The 20,841-nt window shown below is 57.3% G+C and carries 15 protein-coding genes, 1 pseudogene and 1 riboswitch; of the genes and pseudogenes, 4 read left to right on the forward strand and 12 right to left on the reverse strand.

Features of this window, described 5'->3' with window-relative positions:
* A pseudogene (locus IQ273_RS00640) lies at nt 1–260 on the forward strand (IS4/IS5 family transposase); the annotation flags it as partial.
* Nucleotides 261–412: 152 nt separating this feature from the next.
* Here the strand turns inward: IQ273_RS00640 and IQ273_RS00645 are convergent.
* The 3 genes from IQ273_RS00645 to IQ273_RS00655 form a co-directional block, all read right to left on the reverse strand.
* Nucleotides 413–2,032, reverse strand: coding sequence for a 2-isopropylmalate synthase (locus tag IQ273_RS00645; RefSeq protein WP_194021073.1), 1,620 nt, complete (start codon nt 2,030–2,032; stop codon nt 413–415).
* A gap of 213 nt (nt 2,033–2,245) precedes the next feature.
* The gene (locus IQ273_RS00650; RefSeq protein WP_194021074.1) at nt 2,246–3,583 is read right to left on the reverse strand and encodes an SLC13 family permease; all 1,338 of its coding nucleotides are present in this window, start codon (nt 3,581–3,583) and stop codon (nt 2,246–2,248) included.
* 108 nt (nt 3,584–3,691) lie between these two features.
* A riboswitch (cyclic di-AMP (ydaO/yuaA leader) is annotated at nt 3,692–3,845 on the reverse strand.
* Between the two features lie 113 nt (nt 3,846–3,958).
* On the reverse strand, nt 3,959–5,383 hold the full coding sequence (locus tag IQ273_RS00655) for an MFS transporter (RefSeq protein ID WP_194021075.1): 1,425 nt from the start codon (nt 5,381–5,383) through the stop codon (nt 3,959–3,961).
* Between the two features lie 312 nt (nt 5,384–5,695).
* On the opposite strand from IQ273_RS00655, the gene IQ273_RS00660 reads away from it, so the two are divergent.
* The gene (locus IQ273_RS00660) at nt 5,696–6,220 is read left to right on the forward strand and encodes a phosphoribosyltransferase (protein WP_194021077.1); all 525 of its coding nucleotides are present in this window, start codon (nt 5,696–5,698) and stop codon (nt 6,218–6,220) included.
* Here the strand turns inward: IQ273_RS00660 and IQ273_RS00665 are convergent.
* The 6 genes from IQ273_RS00665 to gloB all read right to left on the reverse strand — a co-directional run bounded on the left by IQ273_RS00665 (nt 6,192) and on the right by gloB (nt 13,862).
* Nucleotides 6,192–7,376, reverse strand: a complete 1,185-nt coding sequence (locus tag IQ273_RS00665; protein WP_194021079.1) for a tetratricopeptide repeat protein — start codon at nt 7,374–7,376, stop codon at nt 6,192–6,194. The genes IQ273_RS00660 and IQ273_RS00665 overlap by 29 nt on opposite strands.
* Nucleotides 7,377–7,543: 167 nt before the next feature.
* The gene (locus IQ273_RS00670; RefSeq protein WP_194021081.1) at nt 7,544–8,206 is read right to left on the reverse strand and encodes a hypothetical protein; all 663 of its coding nucleotides are present in this window, start codon (nt 8,204–8,206) and stop codon (nt 7,544–7,546) included.
* Between the two features lie 102 nt (nt 8,207–8,308).
* A complete protein-coding gene (locus IQ273_RS00675; RefSeq protein WP_194021083.1) occupies nt 8,309–9,949 on the reverse strand; it encodes a CHAT domain-containing protein in 1,641 nt (546 codons plus the stop codon).
* Between the two features lie 57 nt (nt 9,950–10,006).
* The gene (locus tag IQ273_RS00680; RefSeq protein WP_194021085.1) at nt 10,007–12,277 is read right to left on the reverse strand and encodes a protein phosphatase 2C domain-containing protein; all 2,271 of its coding nucleotides are present in this window, start codon (nt 12,275–12,277) and stop codon (nt 10,007–10,009) included.
* A 338-nt stretch (nt 12,278–12,615) separates the two neighbouring features.
* On the reverse strand, nt 12,616–12,963 hold the full coding sequence (locus IQ273_RS00685; RefSeq protein WP_194021087.1) for an NAD(P)H-quinone oxidoreductase subunit M: 348 nt from the start codon (nt 12,961–12,963) through the stop codon (nt 12,616–12,618).
* A gap of 125 nt (nt 12,964–13,088) precedes the next feature.
* Nucleotides 13,089–13,862 (reverse strand): hydroxyacylglutathione hydrolase, encoded by a 774-nt coding sequence (gene gloB / locus IQ273_RS00690; protein ID WP_194021089.1) that lies wholly within the window; start codon nt 13,860–13,862, stop codon nt 13,089–13,091.
* Nucleotides 13,863–14,099: 237 nt separating this feature from the next.
* On the opposite strand from gloB, the gene IQ273_RS00695 reads away from it, so the two are divergent.
* Nucleotides 14,100–14,306 (forward strand): hypothetical protein, encoded by a 207-nt coding sequence (locus tag IQ273_RS00695; protein ID WP_194021091.1) that lies wholly within the window; start codon nt 14,100–14,102, stop codon nt 14,304–14,306.
* A gap of 177 nt (nt 14,307–14,483) precedes the next feature.
* Complete coding sequence (locus tag IQ273_RS00700; protein ID WP_313897989.1) at nt 14,484–15,539, forward strand: potassium channel protein; 1,056 nt, start codon at nt 14,484–14,486, stop codon at nt 15,537–15,539.
* A gap of 65 nt (nt 15,540–15,604) precedes the next feature.
* On the opposite strand, the gene ileS is transcribed toward IQ273_RS00700, so the two are convergent.
* From ileS to IQ273_RS00715, 3 genes are all read right to left on the reverse strand, one after another.
* Nucleotides 15,605–18,487, reverse strand: a complete 2,883-nt coding sequence (gene ileS / locus IQ273_RS00705; protein ID WP_194021095.1) for an isoleucine--tRNA ligase — start codon at nt 18,485–18,487, stop codon at nt 15,605–15,607.
* Nucleotides 18,488–18,647: 160 nt separating this feature from the next.
* Nucleotides 18,648–19,670, reverse strand: a complete 1,023-nt coding sequence (locus IQ273_RS00710; RefSeq protein WP_194021097.1) for a Ycf66 family protein — start codon at nt 19,668–19,670, stop codon at nt 18,648–18,650.
* A 141-nt stretch (nt 19,671–19,811) separates the two neighbouring features.
* Nucleotides 19,812–20,837 carry an anti-sigma factor antagonist gene (locus IQ273_RS00715; RefSeq protein ID WP_194021099.1) on the reverse strand — a complete coding sequence of 342 codons (1,026 nt, stop codon included), beginning with the start codon at nt 20,835–20,837 and terminating at the stop codon, nt 19,812–19,814.
* Between the last annotated feature and the right edge of the window lie 4 nt (nt 20,838–20,841).

Genomic DNA, 20,841 nt, shown 5'->3' on the forward strand with positions numbered 1-20,841 from the left:
ATTTCTACGTGGTCAATGAATTGCCAGGCACCTATCAGGGCATGATGATCGCCATTCCACCTCACCTCTGGCAAGGCTTTGCCGGAATGCCGGTCGTTGAGTTAGCCGATTTCCTCCAGGTCTTAGCCGCCAAGGTCAAGCTCAAACGCTTTCTCAAAGCCCCTCCGCAAAAGAAGAAGAAAAAGAAAAAGAAGCCATCGCCCAAGTATGACCCGAAACACCCTCATGTCTCGACGGCTAAGCTTTTATCTGGCGACTAAATAACACCTAGACAGAAATCGTTCAAAAGCCCTATAAAAATTACGGTGCGGTAGATGAAGGCGATCGCTCCCCTAAACTGGGGTAGGAGGCTGAAACGGTGCTATTGGAAACGTCTTCCAACCATGAATCAGCCTCTGATACTCGGAAGGTTTTACAGCGACGCCGTTACCGCATCGCGCTGAGGGTGAATCACCTTTTCGCCCTGCAGCGAGGCGTACAGCCGATTGAGGGCGTGGAGGTAGGCATGGGCCGAGGCCACCACAATGTCGGTATTCGCGGCGTGACCCAAAAACACCCGGTCCTCATGGCGAACGCGGATGGTGACCTCGCCCAGGGCGTCGATGCCCGCTGTCACTGACTGCACCGAGAACTCAATCAGCTCGTTGGGAATATCCACCACCCGGTTGATCGCCTTGTACACCGCATCCACCGGGCCGGTACCGATCGCCGCATCCATCAGCTCCTGCCCATCGGGGGTGCGCAGGGTAACGGTAGCGGTGGGCTTGGCGCTGTCGCCGCAGGAGACCTGCACCAGATCGAGGTGGAAGTGCTCGGGAGCCTGCTGGGTTTCGTCGTTGACAATCGACTCGATATCCCAGTCGGTGATTTCTTTTTTCTTGTCGGCCAGCTCTTTAAAGCGCAAAAAGGCGCGGTTGAGAGCTTGGTCATCTAGCTCGTAGCCCAGCTCGCTCAGGCGAGTGCGAAAGGCGTTGCGGCCCGAGTGCTTGCCCAGCACGATCTGGTTATCGGTGAGGCCAATGGAGGTGGCATCCATGATCTCGTAGGTGAGCTTGTTTTTGAGCACGCCATCTTGGTGAATGCCAGATTCGTGGGCAAAAGCGTTGGCCCCCACGATCGCCTTGTTGGGCTGCACAAACATGCCGGTTAGGTTCGACACCAGGCGTGAGGTCTTGTAGATTTGGCGGGTGTCGATGTTGGTCAGCGGCTCTTCCGAGTCGGCGGGGCGACCGAGGAAGGGGTTGTAGAAGGCGCGGCGCACGTGCATGGCCATCACCAGTTCTTCCAGGGCCGCGTTGCCCGCCCGCTCGCCGATGCCGTTGATCGTGCATTCGAGCTGGCGAGCACCATTTTTGACGGCTTCAAGGAAGTTTGCTACCGCCAGGCCCAGGTCGTTGTGGCCGTGGACAGAAATTACCGCCTGGTCGATGTTCGGCACGTTTTCTTTAATGCCGCGAATCAGGCCGCCAAATTCGGTGGGGGTGAGGTAGCCCACGGTGTCGGGAATGTTGACGGTGGTGGCACCAGCTGCGATCGCGGCCTCTAGCACTTGATACAAAAATTCAGGGTCAGAGCGACCCGCATCCTCAGGCGAAAACTCGACATCGTCGGTGAAGGTTTTGGCGTAGGCCACCATCTCAGGGGCGATCGCCAGCACCTCCTCCCGGCTCTTGCGCAGCTTGTACTGCATATGAATGTCAGAGGTGGCGATAAAGGTGTGAATGCGCCCCTTGGCGGCGGGTTTGATTGCCTCTCCGGCTCGCTCGATATCGCCTTTGGTGGCGCGGGCCAGACCGCAGATGGTGGGGCCAGTTTCGCTGCCCACCTCACGGGCGATCTTCTGCACCGCTTCAAAATCGCCGGGGCTAGCGAAGGGGAACCCAGCCTCAATGATGTCTACTCCCAACCGCGCCAGCTGCCGCGCGATCGCCAGCTTCTCTTCGACATTTAGGGTCGCTCCTGGCGACTGTTCGCCGTCGCGCAGGGTGGTGTCGAAGATGAGAATGCGATCGGGGCTGGGCGGGTTGCTCATGGTGACTCCCACAAAGTAGACAACGAGGGTGTTAGATCGAGATTAGGGCCTTTCTCAGACAATGACTACCAAAGGCAGTTCCAGCGCTGGAATAGACCCGATAAATGTATCAATTCTAACCATTCTACCCGCCTCCAAGTCGGATTCGCTACGACTTGGGCGGGAGTATTTTGAGCGATCGCTGACACGACTCAGGCCGTGCCCTAGCCTCACCTATAGCAAAAACCGGATGCCTACATAGGCGCTAATTACCACCAGCTGCAGCGCCATCAGCGGTAGGCCATAGGTCAAAAACAGGCGAAAGGAGATCGGCTTGCCGTGCTGTTCGGCAATACCCGCCGCCACAATGTTTGACGACGCCCCCACCAGGGTGCCGTTGCCGCCCAGGGTGGCCCCAAACATCATGGCCGCAAACAGCGGCAAAATCTCCGGCGGAATTTGCCCGGCGAAATCGGGCGACAGCAGCTCTGGCCCTACCAGGTTCACGTTCACCAGGTATTCCTTCAGCAGGGGCACCATGGCCACTACCAGGGGAATGTTGGGGATCAGGCTGGAGAGAATGCCGGTGATAAACAGGAGAAGCATGGCCCCTAGCGCGATGTTTTGGCCGATCACCACCCCCAGTAGACCTGACGCAGCACTGATTACCCCAGTTTCCTGCAGCCCACCGATCAACACAAACACGCTCATGAAAAACACCAGGGTGCTCCAGTCGACATCGCGCAGAATGTTTTGCACGGTGTCGATGCCGCTGTGATGGGTCAGCAACAGGCAGAGGGCCGCCCCCAGCAGCGCGATCGCCGCAGGCGAAATGGGCACTGGCAGACTCTCACCCACCACAAACAGCACCAGCACCATAGCCACGATCGCGCCGCCCAGGGCCAGCATGCGGGGGTGGTTGACCACAGGGCGGGGCAGGTGGTCGAGGTCATCCAGCTTTTTGTTCCAGGTGTTGGGAAAGAGAATGGGCAGCATGACGACAATGGTTGCGATCGCCACTACGCCCCCCAAACTCAGCTTCAGCAAATAGTCCAAAAAGCTCATGTTGATCGAGCTGCCCACGATAAAGGTAGCCGGATCGCCCACAATGGTGAGCAGACCAGCGCTGTTGGCCACAAACACCATCAAAATGAGCAGCGGCACAAAATTGATATTTAGCTCTGCCGCCATCGGGGGAATCAGCGGGGCCAGCAGCATCACCGTAGTAGCGTTGGGCAGCATGGCGCAGATCGGGGTCGTAATCGCCACAATGCCGAGCAGCAGTCGTTTGCCCTCGCCCCTCGCCATAATTACCATCTGGGTGGCCAGGTACTCAAAAATTTTGGTGGGCTCAAAGGCCCGCACCATCACCATCACCCCAAAGAACAGCGCCAGCGTAGCATGACTCTGGCTGATGTAGGCGATCGCCTGCTCCAGCGTCAGCACATGCAGAAAAATCAGCAGCATTGCCCCCAAAAAAGCGGCAATAGTCAGATGCAGACGCTCGGTAGCGATCAGGGCCAATACCCCAAAAAAGACCACCGACGCGGTGATCTCAGACCAGGTTTCCATAGCCTGTCTCCTGTTGTAGTGCTAAACAAAATCCCTCCGATGAAAGTCATTCACCGAGGGTTAACTGTTGTAGGAGAACTACGGATAGCGCTAGAAAATGCTTCCAGTACGTTCTCTCCCAAGGCCGACGGAGTTAGCTGACGGGCGAGGGGTGAGAGATCCCCTTCTCTAGCGATGTGATTCGCCCTGAGATAAGCCCCAAAAAGTGGTTCCTCCGCTCCAGCAGACCTGTAGCAGGTGCTGAATTAGGCAGCGTATCTATTGTATTGAATGCGAATTTAGCACATTTTGCCCTTGACCACCACAGGTTGACCTACACCTCGATCGCCGGACTGGGCCACGCCTGGATATTCGGCTGTGAATTCAGCGTAGAGCCTAGGACTCTGATACGTCTGAGTCCTGTTGTCTTTGGCGCTCGGCCAGCTGCAGCAACATTTCTTCGTGCATTTGCCGAGTAATGGGGTAAAACCGGGTTAGCGCGATCGCCGCCAGCAGCAACACCATCGGTACCGGGCCAATAAATACGCGAATAGCCAGTAACGCCTGGGGAGACTGCTCTGTAGCCTCGCTGACAAATCCCGAAAACTGCAGCGCCAGACTGACCAAAAACAGCCCCAGGGCCAGCCCCACCTTTTGCAGCAGGGTCATAAAGGCGTAGAAAACGCCCTCCCGCCGCTGGCCAGTTTTCAGCTCGTCGAGTTCGATCACGTCGGGCAGCATGGCCCAGGGCACCACATAGGCCGTGGCCACCCCAAAGCTAATCACAACGCACAACAGATATAGAAACGCCACCTGCCCCGGCTGCACAAAAAACAGCGCGATTTGGGCAATAATCCAGACGCCAATGCCGATGTAAAACGCTTCCTGCTTGCCCAGACGGCGGCTGAGCTGGTTGACCACCACCATCATCAGAATGGCGGTACCCTGCACCAGCAGCGCCGCCAAAAAGTAAGAATCCAGCCCCATCCAGAAGGTGGTGTAAAACGGGATAATGCTGGCGGTCATTTGCAGAGCCAGCCAGGCGAATAAATAAATGCCGACCACAAACAAAAAGGCCCGGTTGGCAAAGACGACCTTAATTTGGGCCGGAAACGACAGGGCAACTTCGTCTGTATCGGCGGGCTGGAGCGCGTTGCGCTGCACCGCGTAGGGGTAGGTACCCCACACGCACCACAGCAGCGGCAGCACCGACAGCACCGAGCAAATGCCCCCCAGCACCAGGTATTGCTGGCGCAGATCGTCGATCGATTGGGTAATCACCAGGCCTAGGCCCAGGGCAGCGATCGCCCCAAACAGCGACGACCCCAGCCGAAAGGCCGTCAGCTCGGTGCGCTCGTCGTAGTCTTTAGTGAGTTCGGCGGTGAGGGTGGTGTAGGGCAAATTCACCACCGTATAAAACACCTGAAACAGCAGCGAGATCACCACGTAGTACCAAAATTTGGCGGCCTCACTCTCCCACCCTGGCACTATCCAATTCAAGAAAAACGTCACCCCAAAGGGAATCGCTCCCAGCAAAATCCAGGGGTAGCGGCGACCCCAGCGGGTGCGAGTTTTATCGCTCAAGTAGCCAATAAAGGGGTCATTTACCGCATCCCAAATTCGCCCGATCGCCAGTACCGAGCCTGCGGCTACCGGGCTTAGCCCCGCCGCCGTCGTTAGAAAGATTAAGTATGAAAAGGCCAGCAGGTTGGCCGTCATGCCCGGCCCAATGTCTCCGGCACCAAAGGCCAGCTTGCCCCAGAGCGAAAACGCTTTAGGCTCAGGGCGGCCAGCACGGTTAGACGGAGCATTGGAATCCATAGGTTGAGTGCTCGGTAAATGGAGAAATCAAAGGCGGTGCTATCAATGGTTGATGTACAAACCATTTCAAGTCCAGAAGTAGAGTTCTGCTGTTGGGAAAACTCCAGATCCCAAGCTGGACTTGGTATAACAATTCAAACGGCGTCCTCAGTGTATTATTTCCCCATCGCAAAACGCCCTACACTGAGTCCAGCTTAGGAACTGTAGCGCTTCTCTGGACAAAACTCTAGCTAGATAGAGAGTTGGCTTAAAGAGCTGGGCAAACGCAGGACAGCAGTTGGTACGCTAGGGCGATCGCCTAGGAGAATGGCTATGGCTGATTTTTATGTAAGCTGGGACGATTATCACCGCGATATTGAAAAGCTGGCCGTCCAGATTTACGAATCGGGCTGGGAGTTCAACCAGATTGTTTGCTTGGCCAAGGGCGGGCTGCGGATTGGCGATACCCTCTGCCGCCTGTTTGACGTGCCGCTGGCTATTTTATCTACAGCCTCCTACGGCGGATCCGATGGTCGCACTCGGGGAGCTATCACCTTCTCCCGCGATTTGAGCATGACCACCCCTAGCCTGGGCAGTCAGGTGCTGATCGTTGACGACCTGGTCGACTCGGGCTACAGCCTGAAGAAATCGATGGACTGGCTACGCCACAAGTACGGCTTCTACATTGAAGATCTGCGCACGGCGGTGCTGTGGTACAAGGCCGAATCCATTATCAAGCCCGACTACCACGTGGTCTACCTGCCCGACAACCCCTGGATTCACCAGCCCTTTGAGCGCTACGAAACCATGACCCCGGCTGAACTGGCAGCTAATTATCAACCGGAACCTGCTTCCTGAGTGGGGCAAGCTGGGCTGGAGACTGAACTGGGGCCGCCGAAGCCTCTGGCTCTCCGTAGAGACGCTGGTAGCCCCAGTAACCCACCAGCAGCGTGACCAGCGTGAGGGAGGCAATTCCCCCGGCGCGGCACAGGCCCTGAATGGCCTTGGAGGCCCGCAGCGCGGTCAGGTAGTCGCCACGCTGGTAGGCCTGGCGCAGGTTCATAGCGCAGGCCAGAGCGGGAATGCCCAGCGGCGGAAAAATCACGAAGGCTGTCAGCAGTACCCGATGCCAACGAGCCGGAGGGCAGGGCTGTCCCTGAAAGAGCTTGTAGCTGCCCCGCCACTCGACCACCGTCTGGTCCTGCACCTGCCCGGTGAGTTCAAAGCTTTGCACTTCGTCTAGCTGCCATTTGATAATTAAGGTGCGAATTTGGTCGGGCAGGGTGAAGTAGTTGATGCCGACCCCCACCGGGCGGTACACCTGAATCCGCAGGCTGTCGTCCTGGTGCTGGGCTACAACAGCAATCTGCCGTAGGCCTAGCTCTGTCTGCAGGCGCTGGGAAAGGGCGCGATCGCGGTGGGCCTGGTACTGGTGCTGTAATTTTAGCCGCGCCTGATCGAGGTTGAGATCGTTACAGAGCACCAGTTCCCAGTCGTTGGCAGCGGCGGCGGGCTGGCCTAGCTGTTCGTGGGTGTAGCCTCGGTGAAGGTAGGCCTCAGCCAGATTGGGGTTAGCGGCAATGGCGGCATTAAAGTCAGCCAGGGCAGCGGTGTAGTGTTGCTGCCGAAAATACAGCAGCCCCCGGTTGTAGTAAATCAGGGCGTGGCCAGGCTGCTGTTCCAGACCCCGTTGCCAGTCGGCCAAAGCCAGGTCATCCTGCCCCTGGTGGCAGTAGAGCAGGCCACGGTTGCCGTAGGCGCGCACACTGGTGGGGTCGAGGGCGATCGCGGCGGTAAAATGGTCTAGCGCCGACGCCGTATTCCCCATGTGCCAATGGGCCTTACCCAACTCAATATGAATATCGACCGGACAGGGATAACCGTCTAGCGCCTGGGACAAAATCGCCAGTGCCGCATCGACGTTACCCTGACGAATCAGGGTAAGAGCCTGCCGATAGCGATACCGAGCCTGCTGACGGCGCAACCAGGGGGTAAGGTAAAGTCCCATGAGCATTGAAAATTATTTATGCAAAGAAGCTAATCATTCTCATGATTCCCCGAGAATCTTGCCTTGTCAGTGAAGCGTTACGAGATCGTAACGTGCCGCTCAATTGATTTGGTGCAATTTGGTGACTGGTGCCGCTGATTAATGCTATCGGCATCGTCTGCTCACCTGCCTAGTTAGCAGAGGGGGGGATCGCTAGCCCTTTCGTCAATCTCAGCTGCCTTGAGGGCTACCGAGGCAATCGTTAGGGTTAACCTTGCCTGCTCTAGGTCAGACAGCGAGGCCCATTCGGTAGCCGGAATCGCCCGCAGGTTTAGCTCTAAAATTTCGCCCCGGCCATCGCGCAGCGAGTAGGCCAAGGGCCGGGCCAGCACCGCCAGGTCGTCGATGTTCCAGCCAGGTAAGATATCGCCCACGCACTGCACCAGCTGATCGATTAGGGGCTGACCGCTACGGGCCAGGGTAGTAGCTGACGTAGCCAGGCTTTGTAATAGCTCACCGGGTAGCCGTCCCTGAAACTGACGCAGCTGATCGAGCACCGAGGTAGCTGCTGCCAGGGCCAGGCCTGGCGTGGATTGAGCAGCGACTTGAGCCCCGTTCATTTGAGTCGTGATTTGGGCCGCTAGGGTTTGCCATCCCGCTGCGATCGCGGTATTGAGGTCATCATCGGCCAGAGCATCAAACTCGGTCTCTAGGCCAGTTAGATAGCCCTCTGCCTCTGGAGCTAGCGGCTGCCAGGGGTACGCCGGTTCAGCATGAAGAATCGTGGCAAGCAAATCGTGTTCGGCGGCCATAGCGGGCTCAGAGGCAGAATTGGGGTTGTGGGATGGCTGGGTCATAGCATTATCTATAGATGCACGAGAGGATAACAGTACCTGATGTCAGTGGATACATTGTGCCGCTGGAGGATTCCGTACGGCGTGAACAATTTGCCGTTTTTACTAGCAGGGTGGGGGAGAGTTGGGGCTACCCTCCAGGGTAAATTCCATCAGTTCGCCATCTTGACTACCAAATCGCAGCGCCGTACCCAGGGCCAGGGGCACCTCGCTCCGGTGTACAAGCTGCCAGGAGCCACCATCACCGTAGTAGTAGGAGCCGTTGCGCGACATATCCCGCAGGTAATAACATGTCTCCGGTACCCCCTGCTCAAATTGGGTGCGGCTGAAAATTTCGGCATGCTGCCCTGACACCCAAGGCTCTAAAATCACCAGGTCATTGTCAGGTAGCCGCCCCACCCGCAGATAGCCATCATAGAGTCGCCACATTCGAGACGGATTGTTTAGGCAGCGCAGCACCACCGACTGAGTCGACTGTAGATCTTGACCCGGCAGCTGGGTCACCGCCAGCCCAACCTCGTGCAGCAGGTGTCCGTCAAACTGAGGATGCTGATAGAGTACCGGCAACGTCCAGGCAGTATGGTTAAACCGATAGGCCGTCAGCAGGTGCTGTCGGGCCAGGGCAACGGCCTGGGCGATCGGCTGCCGCTCGGCCAGGCCCCGAGCCAGCACCTGAATAAAGCTCAAGGCCTCGTGGTCGGCGATCGAGTCGCGCATCGCCAGTACCGCTGGCACACCGTGGTGCAGCAGCACCTCCGCCAGGCTGCTGCGGGGAATCACCTGCTGCTGAAGCAGGTCGGGCTGGGCTCCCCAGCAGGTGTTAAATACCGCCAGGCGAATGCCGTTGGGAGCTAACCCTTGGGCCAGTTCAGTGCCACTCAGGCTGCCCCCCTGGCGCAAAAACAGCAGTCCCCCATCGGGGGCGGGTACCCCATGCCCCGCATAGAAAAATACGTTAAAGTACCCGGTTTCTAGGGCTTTTAGCAGCGTTTTGGCATCGGGTTCGATCAGAGTTTGCACTTGGCAAACGACTGGGTTAGCCCCCTGATAGCTAAGGCGAGAGGCGCTGAGCTCTAGCAACTGCTTGAGGGCTTCGGCCTCCTGGGGCAGCTGCAAGACGTTCTTAGCACCCTCTGCGCTGCCCGGATCATCCTGCCCTAGCACCAGCAAAATGCGCAGAGAGGTGTCTGGTTCAGCCTCCAGCAGCGGACCTACAGCGCTGGCGGTACGGCTGAACAGCACCTGCGGCCCCAGCGATAGGGCCGGGCAGCCAGGCTGAGGCTGCATAATTTCCCAAGGCAGGCTAATTAGCTCGTGGGGACGCACTTCTAGCCGTAGTTTGAGCGGACGTTTTTGGCCAATGGCCATGCCCAAGCTGCGCTCTAGGGTCTGGCGAATCGGGCCGTCAAACAACCATTCCCACAGGCTTACCCCTAACCCCTGCATCAATCGACCGGTTTTGCCCCCCGTCTCCGCCGCTGGGGCAACCCGGTCGAGCAAATCATCAAGGTGGAACTCTGGGACGTAGGCCGAGGGCACGTGGGGCACCTGAGGCAGTCCCCGCAGCGAAAAAAACTGCTGCCAGTTCTCCCAAAGCTGGGCCATCTGGCTATCCCATAGGCGATCGTGGTGGGCATAGCCGCCCGGAAACGGGCTTTCTAACACCCAAATGGCATAGTGATTAGACTCGACCTGGGTGAGGCGATCGATGGCAAGGCTGAGGGTGAGAGCATCGGACGACAGCATAGGCAGGCCGAAATCAACAGGGCCAAAAAGGTGGATTTAGGAACTGAAGCAAGCCGGTTAGGGCAGGCAGCGGCCCGATTGGGCTGGGGTAACCAACTCTAAAAAGGCCGCTGCTCTGTAAAGTTGGCGGGTCTGTACCCAGCCTTCATCGCCGGGGGCTAGGAGCTGCTGGCTTAGGTTGGGGTTAGCCGCTGATATGGGGGGCTGGCTAGTCTCCTGGGGACGCTGATCTAGCGATGCCCCGGAAGGAATAGAGCAAACCCGTAACCGTACCCAGTCGACATTGTCAGCTGTGGTTTGGCGACTGACAACCCTAAGAACACTACCCGTCGCCACTGAGGCGTTAGCCACCCCAGCGTCGGCTGGCGGCCCTGGCTGCGATCGCAGCAGCAGGCCGTTGGTCTCAAGGCCAGGGGTTGCAGCCTGCTGTGACTGCCAATACGACCCCACAGGCACGTCAACGGTAGCGGCCAGAGCGGTGGCGGGCAGCGGTTGTCCCGCTAGGGCCGCGATTGACCAGCTTGTTTGCAGGGGCTGTAGCGCCACTGGGGCTTGGGGCCGTCGGTCCCAGGCCAGGGCCACTGCCCCCAAACCAGTCAGCACCACGGCTATACCCCCCAAAAACGGACCCCAGGCCATGCCTGAGCGGGCAGGCCTGACATTGGCCTGTGTCGTTGGGGAAACAACTGGAGTGGATGGCGGCACGGTCTTTGGAAACGCAGCGGGGACGGTATCCGAATCGTGATCAAGAGTCGGATTGGCCTGCCGCAGCGGTCCGGGAGGGAGGGTCGGTAGGGCACCCGGCTGCGGGATAAACCGCATCAGCCCAACGGTGACATTGTCGTGACCATTGAGTCGATTGGCTTGCTGTATAAGGGCTTCGACCGTAGGGCTAATCGGGCCAGGGGCGCTTGTCAGGGGCGCAACTAGGTAGGGGGCCAGGGCTTCAACGCGATCGTAATCGCTCAGTCCGTCAGAGCACAGTAGTAGCACTGCTCTGTCGTCAAGCAGCAGATGCTGCACCGTGGGGTAAAGCAAGTCAGAGTCACTAATGCCTAGGGCCTGAATCAAGGCCCCTCCACTGGGTAGCTGCGCCGCTTCAGAGTAAAGGGCATAGCCCATCTGGGCTTCACGCGAAGCGACATCATCGTCGACGGTAATTTGGTAGCAGGTGCGGGGGCTAACGCGATAGGCTCGACTATCGCCCACGTGGGCAATGGAAACGTAGGGGAAATGCACCAAAGCCACTACTACCGTCGTACCCATGCGGGCTCGGGCCGATCGCTGTTCGTCGTTGTTGCGAGCTGCGATCGCGTCGTTGGCCAAAATTAGCGCCTGTCTGAGGCGCTGGGCGATCGCAGCCAGAGACAAATGGGGCTGCTGAGTCAGCGGTTCAAGCTCCTGCTGTAGCAGCTTGATTGCGGTTTGCGAGGCCACATTACCCTGTTCGTGACCACCGATGCCGTCGCACACCAGCAGCAGGGGCGGCGTCTCAACCCCCTCTGTCTGCCCAGTCAACCGCTGCTGGCGGGGATCCTTTTCTGGGTAGCAGGCGTCTTCATTGCGATCGCGGGTAGGCCCCTGGTCAGTATCGGCTGCCCAGTCTACCGTCACCAACAGCCCCTGGCCCAGGGTTTGAATCGCTCCCTCAATCTCGGCCAGCAAATCTTTGGCAGAGGCTATGTGCCCGTCCTTGAGAGCCTTGACTAGCCACTTCAAGTAAGGACGCACCGACGGCTGGGCTGTCGCTACCAAGTCATGCCACCGCTGGCCAAGCTGGGTCAGCGTAGGGCTAGCGCCATCGGCCACCAGGGTCGTGAGCCGCAGCAGGGCTCCATCGGCCCGAAGTCCGTCTAGATCTAGCAGGGTTGCAACCACCCGCTCGGTGGCCAGTACAGGCCATAGACTGGCAACCTGCCGTAGCCAATTCAGCTGCTGCAAGGCCGATCCCTGAGTCCAGATTTGGGCTAGGGTGGGCAAAAATACCGCTTCGATCTGCCCCCCTGAGGTTGAATCTAGGGAAGAGCCTGCATTTTCAGCCGCCGGATACGTGATCCGAACGCCAATGGGAGCCATGTCGAGCATCAGGACGGGCGTCGACAGCCCCGTTTGTTCTGGAGTCAGGTAGGCATAGGGCCGAGGAATATGCTGAGCCAGAGAAAATAGCTTTAGATAGTTCAGCACCGAAGCTGGAATCTGCTCCAGAGACGGGGTGGGATGATCGGGCCGAGTGTCTAACCAGATCTGATGCCCGGCTGGAGTTGATTTTGAACCGTCATTCCAAACCAAAAATCGGCCTGCAATCAGTGAGCCAGAATGGGTTGCCACAGGCCCATCGCCCACCGCTAGCAAAAAGCGGTATGGCAAAGGAGTCTGGCAAACCTTACAGTGGCTGGCAGGTGGGGTCGAGATCGACCGACAGGATGGATTAGAACACTGGATCACGATCCTCGGGGGTAGATAAACAGCTTATAGTTTCTACTGGTATATCTCTAAATGGTATCTAACCCCCGAGGACCTAACCCTAGTTTGAACCGCTTGGAGACCCTAATCCCTAGCTCTAAAAGCATTTGCCAAACAAAACTAGTCAGACAAAATCAGTTGCTACCACCGTTTCTAATTATCAAGGCAGCCTGATCTGGGCTAGAGGCCAGTTGCAATCGGCCTTAGCTAGCCGACTCCTCGGTTTCAATTCGGGGTAGGCCCATGCTGTAGTTGAGGGCACGGCTTTTAAGGTTGTAGCTAATCTCTCCCTTCTGCAAAAGCTGGCGCACAAAATGCTCTAAATCGGAGCCAATGCGGCGTAAGTTGTAGTCGGTCAAATCTTCTCCAGCAGCGGCATCGACTAGGCGGTCAAACTCGGCGTAGACGGCTTTAAGCGCGTCTTCGGACCAGTTGAACTCATTATCGGGGTCGATGTCTAAGGTGAGTTTATCGTCGCTAGGCACCAGTTCGTTGTTAGCAACGATGGCGGTATAAATATGGACGTGCCGGGTCGTTGATTTGAGCATCATAGCCAGGTTTTGCCCCTTGTGTAGTCTGTCTAAGGTGGTTTGCCCCAGAATAATGGTTCATCCTGGGGCTGCTCTTGTGATTGTATAGCACCCGCTCCCTAGAGTAGGAAAGATAGTAGAAGGGCCTAAAACAGGTCTTTTTTACCTCGCAGTCGGGCAAAGGTCTGCACACCTGATGTGCTGCCGGTAGTCTGCTGTAGGGCAGCAGTGTCCCATCTGAGAAAGGGGTTGGTCTGCTTCTCAAGGCCTAGGTCAGTGGGCACCGTGGGCTGGTCTTGGGCGCGGGTCGCCTGTACCTGCTTCAGGCGATCGCGCAGGGCAGCATTGTCACTATCGACCGTAATGGCAAACGTGAGGTTGCTGAGAGTGTACTCGTGGGCACACCACACGCGGGTGGCGTCGGGCAGCCGCCGCAGCTTGCCCAACGACTCAACCATTTGCTGGGGGGTACCCTCAAACAGTCGACCGCAGCCCCCAGCGAACAGCGTATCGCCGCAAAATAGCTCGCCCCAGCCGGTATCAGTCGTAGGGGCAAAGTAGTAAGCAATGTGGGCGCGGGTATGGCCAGGCACAAAGAAAACCTCGGCTTGGCGATTGCAAAACTGCACCCTATCTCCCTCCTGCAAAAAGTAGGTTTGTTCTGGAATGCGGCCCCGGTCTTCGGCCCCGCCATAGACCAAAGCTGCCGGAAACTGCTCTAGCAGCTGCCGGTTTCCCCCTACGTGGTCGCTGTGATGGTGGGTATTAAAAATAGTGGTTAGCGTGGCCCCCAGGTGTTCTAAGGTTTGGAGGACTGGAGCAGCATCGCCAGGATCTACCACGGCCGCCTGGGCAGAGGTGGCGTCGTAGAGCACAAAGATATAGTTGTCGCGAAAAGCCGCTACTCGATAAATTTCCATAGTATTTCTCTTGATCTGCACTGTTTTTTGGAATGACTCCGTAACTTCTCTGTGGAAGATCTACCCTTAACCAGGCTTTAATACAAGTTTACTGAATCTTTACTGGCGGCTCAACCGTAAGGTTTAGGGATTGGGCATGCTTAAGGAAGATGAAAATGTAGCGATCGCTACAACATCTCCCATGAGCTTTGGCCTGGGCCTCTACTATCGTCACTCCTGCATCGAGGATTTGCAATCATGGTGTCGTCTCTACCCCAAAACCCTGCTTCAACTATTCAAGCCCTCGTCAGCACCGTCATACAACAGGGTACGTTGAGCCGTCGTGACCACCTCATTCTATCGACGGCCATGCTCAGCAACCCGGCGCTCACCCCCAGCGATCGCCAGCACATCAACCAGGTGTTCGACAGTATTCGAGCTGGGCGAGTGCGGCTGACTGACTAGGTTTACCTCCAGAATAGGGGATCCGCGCTCTGGTTCACCCCAGGGCGCTTTTTGCGGCTTCAGCTTTTTGCTCCTACAATTTAAAGCAGTCCATAGGGCAGCTATGGCCGCCGATGGGTGATGTCACTGCGTCGTCGGGTCAAGTTTCAGAGGGCCAAGTTTCAGGGGTTAACACCTGTGCGTCAAAAACGCCCTCGCTATGGCGAAACCGTTGTTGAAGAAAACTATCGACGCACCCGACTACATCTGATTCGCGGCGCGATCGCCTTGGTCGGTGTGCTGCTCCTGGGGGTGATGTGGTATCGCCTGGTTGAAGGGTGGAGCTGGCTCGATGCCACCTATATGGCGGTGATTACCCTCTCAACCGTGGGCTTTGGTGAGATCAATCCGCTTAGCCCCAGGGGAAGGTTATTCACCATCTTGCTAATCATGATGGGTGTGGGTGTGATTGCCTACATTCTCAATAGCCTTACCGATGCCATTGTGCAGGGACACTTTCAGGCTGGGTTTCGATTACTCAAGCGGCGCAGGCTGATGGAATCATTGCAGGATCACTATATTATTTGCGGGTTTGGGCGCACTGGCCGCCAGGTGGCCGCCGAGTTTTCTGCCGAAGCGATTCCGTTCATTGTGGTTGACTCCGACAATGCAGTGATTCAGACGGCGCAGCAGTTGGGGTATAACGCCCTCGAGGGCGATGCGACCCAAGATCAAATATTGCTCCAGGCCGGGGTAGAGCGATCGCGCTGTCTGGTAGCGGCCCTCCACTCCGACGCTGAGAATCTCTACATTGTGCTCTCGGCCAAAACCCTGTCGCCTCAGATTCGCGCTATTGCCCGAGCCAGCAGTGAAGAGGCCATTATCAAGCTCCAGCGGGGTGGAGCCGATGTGGTCGTGTCGCCCTACATCACCGGCGGCAAGCGCATGGCCGCCTCGGCGGTGCGGCCTCAGGTCGTAGACTTCTTAGACGGCATTTTGACCGGGGCCGAACGGTCAGTCTATGTGGAAGAGTTTTTGCTGCTGCCCGAGAGCTGCCCTGTGATTGGCAAGACCCTGGCCGAGGCCCAGCTAGGCCGTCAGTCGGGGGCGCTCATTTTAGCCATTCGCCGGGCCGACAGTACGCTGATTTTCGGCCCCACTGCCGACACCCGCCTCTACCCTGGCGATATGGTGATCACCATGGGCAACGCCGACCAGCTGCGGCTGCTCAGCCAAATCTTGAGCCCCATTTAGCGGCAGGTCAAAGAAAATCAGGGTAACCCGCTGACGACCTATACTGCACTGCTGTACGACAAAATCTAGAACGTTCCGGCTAGAGCCTCGATGCAGCGATCGCAGATCGTCGGGTCTTCGCTACTCTTGCCCACATAGGTGGAGTAGTTCCAGCAGCGATCACACTTTTTACCCTCGGCATCTACCACGCCAATGCCCAGGGCATCTGACTCGGCGCTGCACTTAATGCCCGCTAGCGGATCGGGCGAGTCTAAGATCTCGACTTGAGAGACCAGGAACAGGTAGCGCAACTCATCTACATGGTTTGCACCGGAGGCGATCGCATCGGCAGGATTCATCGCTGCCAGCTGTGCTCGTAGGTCAGGGTCAGCCACATACAGCAGCGCTTTAGCCTCCAGGGATGAACCGATATCCTTGGCCGTGCGGGCCTGTTCTAGCACCCGGTTCACCTCCTGGCGGATGGTGCGCAGCTGGCTCCAGAGATCTAATATGGCGGGCTGCTGCCACTGGTCGTCTAGTGTTACCCAGCCCGCCTCAAAGACCGATTTGTGGGCCATGGGGTAGGGCAGGTTTTGCCAGATGTCTTCGGCCATATGGGAGAGCACCGGGGCGATCGCACGGGCCAGGTTTTCGATCGCGATCGCCAGCACCGTCTGGCAGCTGCGCCGCCGAAATGAGTCTGCCGCGCTGATGTATAGCCGATCCTTAGCGATATCTAGGTAGAAGTTCGACAGATCGACTGCGCAGAAGTTTTGCACCGTTTGAAAGAACCGGAAGAACTGATAAGTCTCGAAAGCATCGGTGATGTCGGCAAACACCTCGGTCATGCGGTGTAGCATGTAGCGATCCAGCTCCGGCAGCTGGTCGTAGGGTACCGCATCTTTAGCGGGGTCAAAGTCGTGCAGGTTGCCCAGCAAAAACCGCGCCGTGTTGCGGATTTTGCGGTACACATCCGACATTTGCTTGAGGATATTGCCGCCCAAAGGCACATCAGAGGAATAGTCCACCGAGGACACCCACAGGCGCAGTACATCAGCCCCATAAGGTGGATCCTGCTTTTGGTTTTTGCCGCCGTTGATCACAATGGCCGGGTCGACCACGTTGCCCACTGACTTGCTCATTTTGCGTCCCTGTTCATCCAGGGTAAAGCCGTGAGTGAGCACGGTTTTGTAGGGAGCGCAGCCATTCACCGCTACGCTGGTCAGCAGGCTCGACTGGAACCAGCCCCGGTGTTGGTCAGAGCCTTCCAAATAGATATCTACGGGATATTTCAGTTCGTCGCGCTGCTGGGCTACCGCCGCCCAGGATGAGCCAGAGTCGAACCACACATCCATCGTATCGGTGCCCTTGCGGTAGGTGCGGCCATTGTTGCGGTACTGCTCCGGTAAGAGTTCCGCCTCCGACAGCTCCCACCAGGCATCGGAGCCTTTGTCGGCAAAGATAGCTTTGATGTGGGTCAGAATATCTTCATTCAGCAGCGGCTCGCCGGTCTCAGTATCGTAGAACACTGGGATTGGCATGCCCCAGGTGCGCTGACGCGAGATGCACCAGTCGGAGCGATCGCTCACCATTGAGGTAATCCGGTTTTCACCCGTAGCCGGAATCCACTGTACGCCCTGGATGGCCTTCAGCGCCGCCTCGCGGAAACCCTCTACCGAGGCAAACCACTGCTCAGTAGCGCGGTAAATTGTCGGTTGCTTGGTGCGCCAGTCGTAGGGATATTTGTGGCCATAGGGCTCGTGCTTAAGTAGAGAACCCGCCTTTTCCAGCGCTTCAATGAGGGCGGGGTTGGCGTCCTTGAGCACGTTGAGACCCGCGAAAGGACCGGCGGCGGCAGTCATGTCGCCCTTTTCATCCACCAGGCTGAGTATCGGCAGGCCGTAGCGCTGACCAACCTTAAAGTCTTCCTCCCCGTGGTCAGGGGCAGTGTGTACTAGACCGGTACCGGATTCGGTGGTGACATAATCGCCACCAATCAAAATGGAGCTATCGCGATCGAACAGAGGGTGGCGATAGGTAGAATGTTCCAGGGCTGCGCCCTTGATTTCGGCTTTGAGGGTGAGTTTTGAGCCCAGCACCTGAGCCATGCGATCGCACAGATCTTTTGCAATGATCAAGTACTTGAACGGTGTTCCAGAATCCACTTCCACCACGGCGTAGGTCAACTCTGCGTTCACTGCTACGCCCAGGTTGGCTGGGATCGTCCAGGGAGTTGTGGTCCAGATCGCCACGCCCAGCTCGTCCAGGTAGGGTTCCAGCGCGTCCTTTGCCTCGGCAGACGCGCTCACCATTGGGAAGGCCGCGTAGATGCTGGGGGACGTGTGGCCTTCAGGATACTCCAGCTCGGCCTCGGCTAGAGCCGTTTGGGAGGTCGGGCTCCAGTGCACAGATTTCAGGCCACGATAGATGTAGCCCTTCAGGTACATCTGGCCAAACACCTCGATCTGGGCCGCTTCGTAGTCGGGGGTCATGGTCAGGTAGGGGTGTTCCCAGTCACCCCAGATACCGTAGCGCTTGAAGCTCTCCCGCTGGCGATCGATAGTTTTGAGCGCAAAGGCCTTTGCCTTATAGCGCAGCTTGATGGGGGTAAGGTTGGCCCGCGCTTCTGGGTCCATGGCCTGGAGCACCTTCAGCTCAATCGGTAGGCCGTGGCAATCCCAGCCGGGCACGTAGCGCACCCTGCGACCTTTAAGCAGCTGGTACTTGTTAATCGTATCCTTCAAAATTTTATTGAGGGCGTGACCAATGTGTAGGTCACCGTTGGCGTAGGGCGGCCCATCGTGCAGCACAAACACCTCACCGGGGTTGCTGGTCGACAGGGTTTCATAGATTTTGCTCTCGGCCCAAAAGGCTTGAATTTCGGGTTCGCGCTTAGTGGCGTTAGCCCGCATATCAAAGCTGGTCTGGGGCAGAAGAACGGTATCTTTGTAGCTTTTAGAGTCTGTCACAGCCTGAGGTCGACTAAGGGTGAAGGATGATTGAAAGATTCTCGCGCCATTATGGCAGAAGGCGTATTGAGCCATCTATATACATTAGGCCAGGTTGAGGGCAATTGCAGGGCTAATCTGGTTAATCGGGGTCAGCGGTGGCAGAATCTTCGCTGTCGGCCTAATTTTCGTCATCGGCCCAGTTGGTGTCCTCAGTATCTGCCCAGACCTCAGCACCACGGCTGGGTGAGCCAGTTGGGGTTTCTGTTATGGTCTCTTCGACGGGGCTAGACTGGTCCTCGGCGGCAGCGGTCTCGTGGCGATCGCTCGGTTCAGGCTCGTCAAAACTCTCGGTCGCCTCGGTATCGACAATGGTGATACCTGGCGGCTGATCTAGGCTAGCTCTCTCTTTGGCAAGGGCATCGGTTTTAGCCGCAGGTTGAGCCTTATTTTTAGCAAGCGGCGAGGGACGCGGCGGAATTTCGATCACCGCCCGCTTGGGTTTAGGCGCGGTCTTGGCTTTTACCACATCCCCCACCCACGCTTTGAGACCGGCCAATCTGGCTCCAAAGCTAACGGGCTTTTGCTTTGCTGCGATCGGCGGCGGCGGCTGTGGGGCTGGCGGTCGAGGCAATCGTTTAGCTCTGACAGGTGGCGAAGCTAAGGCCTGATCTGATTCTACAATGGCAGGCTCGGGAGCCTGGCCTGCGGTAAGGGTAGATCGACGGGGGCTGGGTACCAATTCGTCTACGAACTCGTAGTCCACATCTTTGAGGGATGAAACTCGAATCTCGCTGATGGCGATCGCCGGATCACCCGGTTGTCTTTCTGCTTCCGTTTCAGGTAGCCAGCGGCCTAAAGGCGTTGCGTTAAGCAGGCTCAACGCCGACTGCTTGAGCTGTCGACCAAAATCAGGCCAGGAGTCGGGCGTCAGGGGAGTTTGTAGATCTAGCGGGGTGCGCTTGCGGCGCAGGGTCAGGGTTTGCCAGCCCAGCCAGCCCAGCAGCACAATACTGGCCAGGTGCCCCAGCAGCTCGGTGGGCGATGTCTGAACGGCGCTAAACCACAGCACCAGGCCATAAAATGCGCCTACCCCGCTCCAAAAAAAGTCGTGGCGACGATGCACTTCCGGAAAGAAAAAGGCGGCTCCGTACAGGGCAACACTGCCTAGCCAAACCGCGATCGCCAGAACCTGTACCCCCATGCCGCTGGTGTATCCGCAATCTCAATACCACTACTCTATCGCGGCTTGCCAAGACCGAATCCTAATTTGGCGATCGCGGAACAGATCCCTCTCACCTATCCACTTACCGACGCACCCATCAGCTCTCTGCCAACTCACGGGTTAAGACGCCCCTGCTTTCTTAGAAAACAGCACCAAAACAGTTTTGATAATCAGCTGAATATCGTAGGCCAGACTCCAGTTCTTCTGGTAATCCAGATCCATCCGAATCACGTCCTCAAACTTTTTCACCGTAGAGCGACCGTTCACCTGCCACTCGCCAGTCATGCCGGGCTTAACGTCCAAACGCTGCCACTCGGGCACATTGTACTGCTCAATTTCATCCGGGGTGGGCGGGCGAGTGCCTACCAGGCTCATGTCGCCTTTCAGTACATTCCAGAACTGAGGCAGCTCATCTAGACTGGTGCGACGTAGAAAACGGCCTACCTTGGTAATGCGAGGGTCGTTTTCATTTTTAAATAGCGGCCCTTCGACCTCGTTTTTAACCTGGGCCTTGAGCGCTTCGGCATCGATTACCATCGAGCGAAACTTCCAAATTTCAAAGCGCTTGCCCATCCACGAGCACCGCACCTGCTTAAAGAAAATAGGGCCACCGTCTTCGAGCTTGATAGCTAGCACAATCGGCACCGACAGCACTGCGGTGATGACTAGCCCGACTAGAGCGCCCAAAATATCTATAATGCGCTTGCCCTTAGAGGTCACTGACGGGTGAGCGGTCAGCGCCACAAACCGCATTTCGGGTTTGGGGGCAGGGGCCTCTGGCTCCCCTGGCACCGCCTCAAAGGTGAACAGCTGCTCTAGGTCGGTGAGAGCGAGTACCATGCGCACCTGTTCCTGCACGCCACGCAGCACCATATCCATGCTTTTAGCTTTGCAGGTACGGTAGCAAATGACTAAAGCACCCAGGCCGCTACTGTCGATAAATTCGGTTTGGCTGAGGTCAATGATGATGGACTTAGGGACTGGCTGACTGAGGCAGTGGCGCTTGACCTGTTGCTCAAACTCAACCGCCTCAACAACGGTTAGGGTAGATGGCACTCCAACGACACAAACGGTGTCTAGATCCTCGGTGGCAGGCTGATGGGCAGCTACTTGTGGATCGTGATCTGGAGCAATGGATGAGGTCATACCG

This window comes from Nodosilinea sp. LEGE 07298 (genome assembly GCF_015207265.1).
GTDB lineage: Bacteria > Cyanobacteriota > Cyanobacteriia > Phormidesmidales > Phormidesmidaceae > Nodosilinea.

Bases quoted from the DNA above. Each gene is read 5' to 3' on its own strand.
- IQ273_RS00645 (WP_194021073.1), bottom strand. From the start codon at position 2,032: ATGAGCAACCCGCCCAGCCCCGATCGCATTCTCATCTTCGACACCACC.
- IQ273_RS00650 (WP_194021074.1), bottom strand. From the start codon at position 3,583: ATGGAAACCTGGTCTGAGATCACCGCGTCGGTGGTCTTTTTTGGGGTA.
- IQ273_RS00655 (WP_194021075.1), bottom strand. From the start codon at position 5,383: ATGGATTCCAATGCTCCGTCTAACCGTGCTGGCCGCCCTGAGCCTAAA.
- IQ273_RS00660 (WP_194021077.1), top strand. From the start codon at position 5,696: ATGGCTGATTTTTATGTAAGCTGGGACGATTATCACCGCGATATTGAA.
- IQ273_RS00665 (WP_194021079.1), bottom strand. From the start codon at position 7,376: ATGCTCATGGGACTTTACCTTACCCCCTGGTTGCGCCGTCAGCAGGCT.
- IQ273_RS00670 (WP_194021081.1), bottom strand. From the start codon at position 8,206: ATGACCCAGCCATCCCACAACCCCAATTCTGCCTCTGAGCCCGCTATG.
- IQ273_RS00675 (WP_194021083.1), bottom strand. From the start codon at position 9,949: ATGCTGTCGTCCGATGCTCTCACCCTCAGCCTTGCCATCGATCGCCTC.
- IQ273_RS00685 (WP_194021087.1), bottom strand. From the start codon at position 12,963: ATGATGCTCAAATCAACGACCCGGCACGTCCATATTTATACCGCCATC.
- gloB (WP_194021089.1), bottom strand. From the start codon at position 13,862: ATGGAAATTTATCGAGTAGCGGCTTTTCGCGACAACTATATCTTTGTG.
- IQ273_RS00695 (WP_194021091.1), top strand. From the start codon at position 14,100: ATGGTGTCGTCTCTACCCCAAAACCCTGCTTCAACTATTCAAGCCCTC.
- IQ273_RS00710 (WP_194021097.1), bottom strand. From the start codon at position 19,670: ATGGGGGTACAGGTTCTGGCGATCGCGGTTTGGCTAGGCAGTGTTGCC.
- IQ273_RS00715 (WP_194021099.1), bottom strand. From the start codon at position 20,837: ATGACCTCATCCATTGCTCCAGATCACGATCCACAAGTAGCTGCCCAT.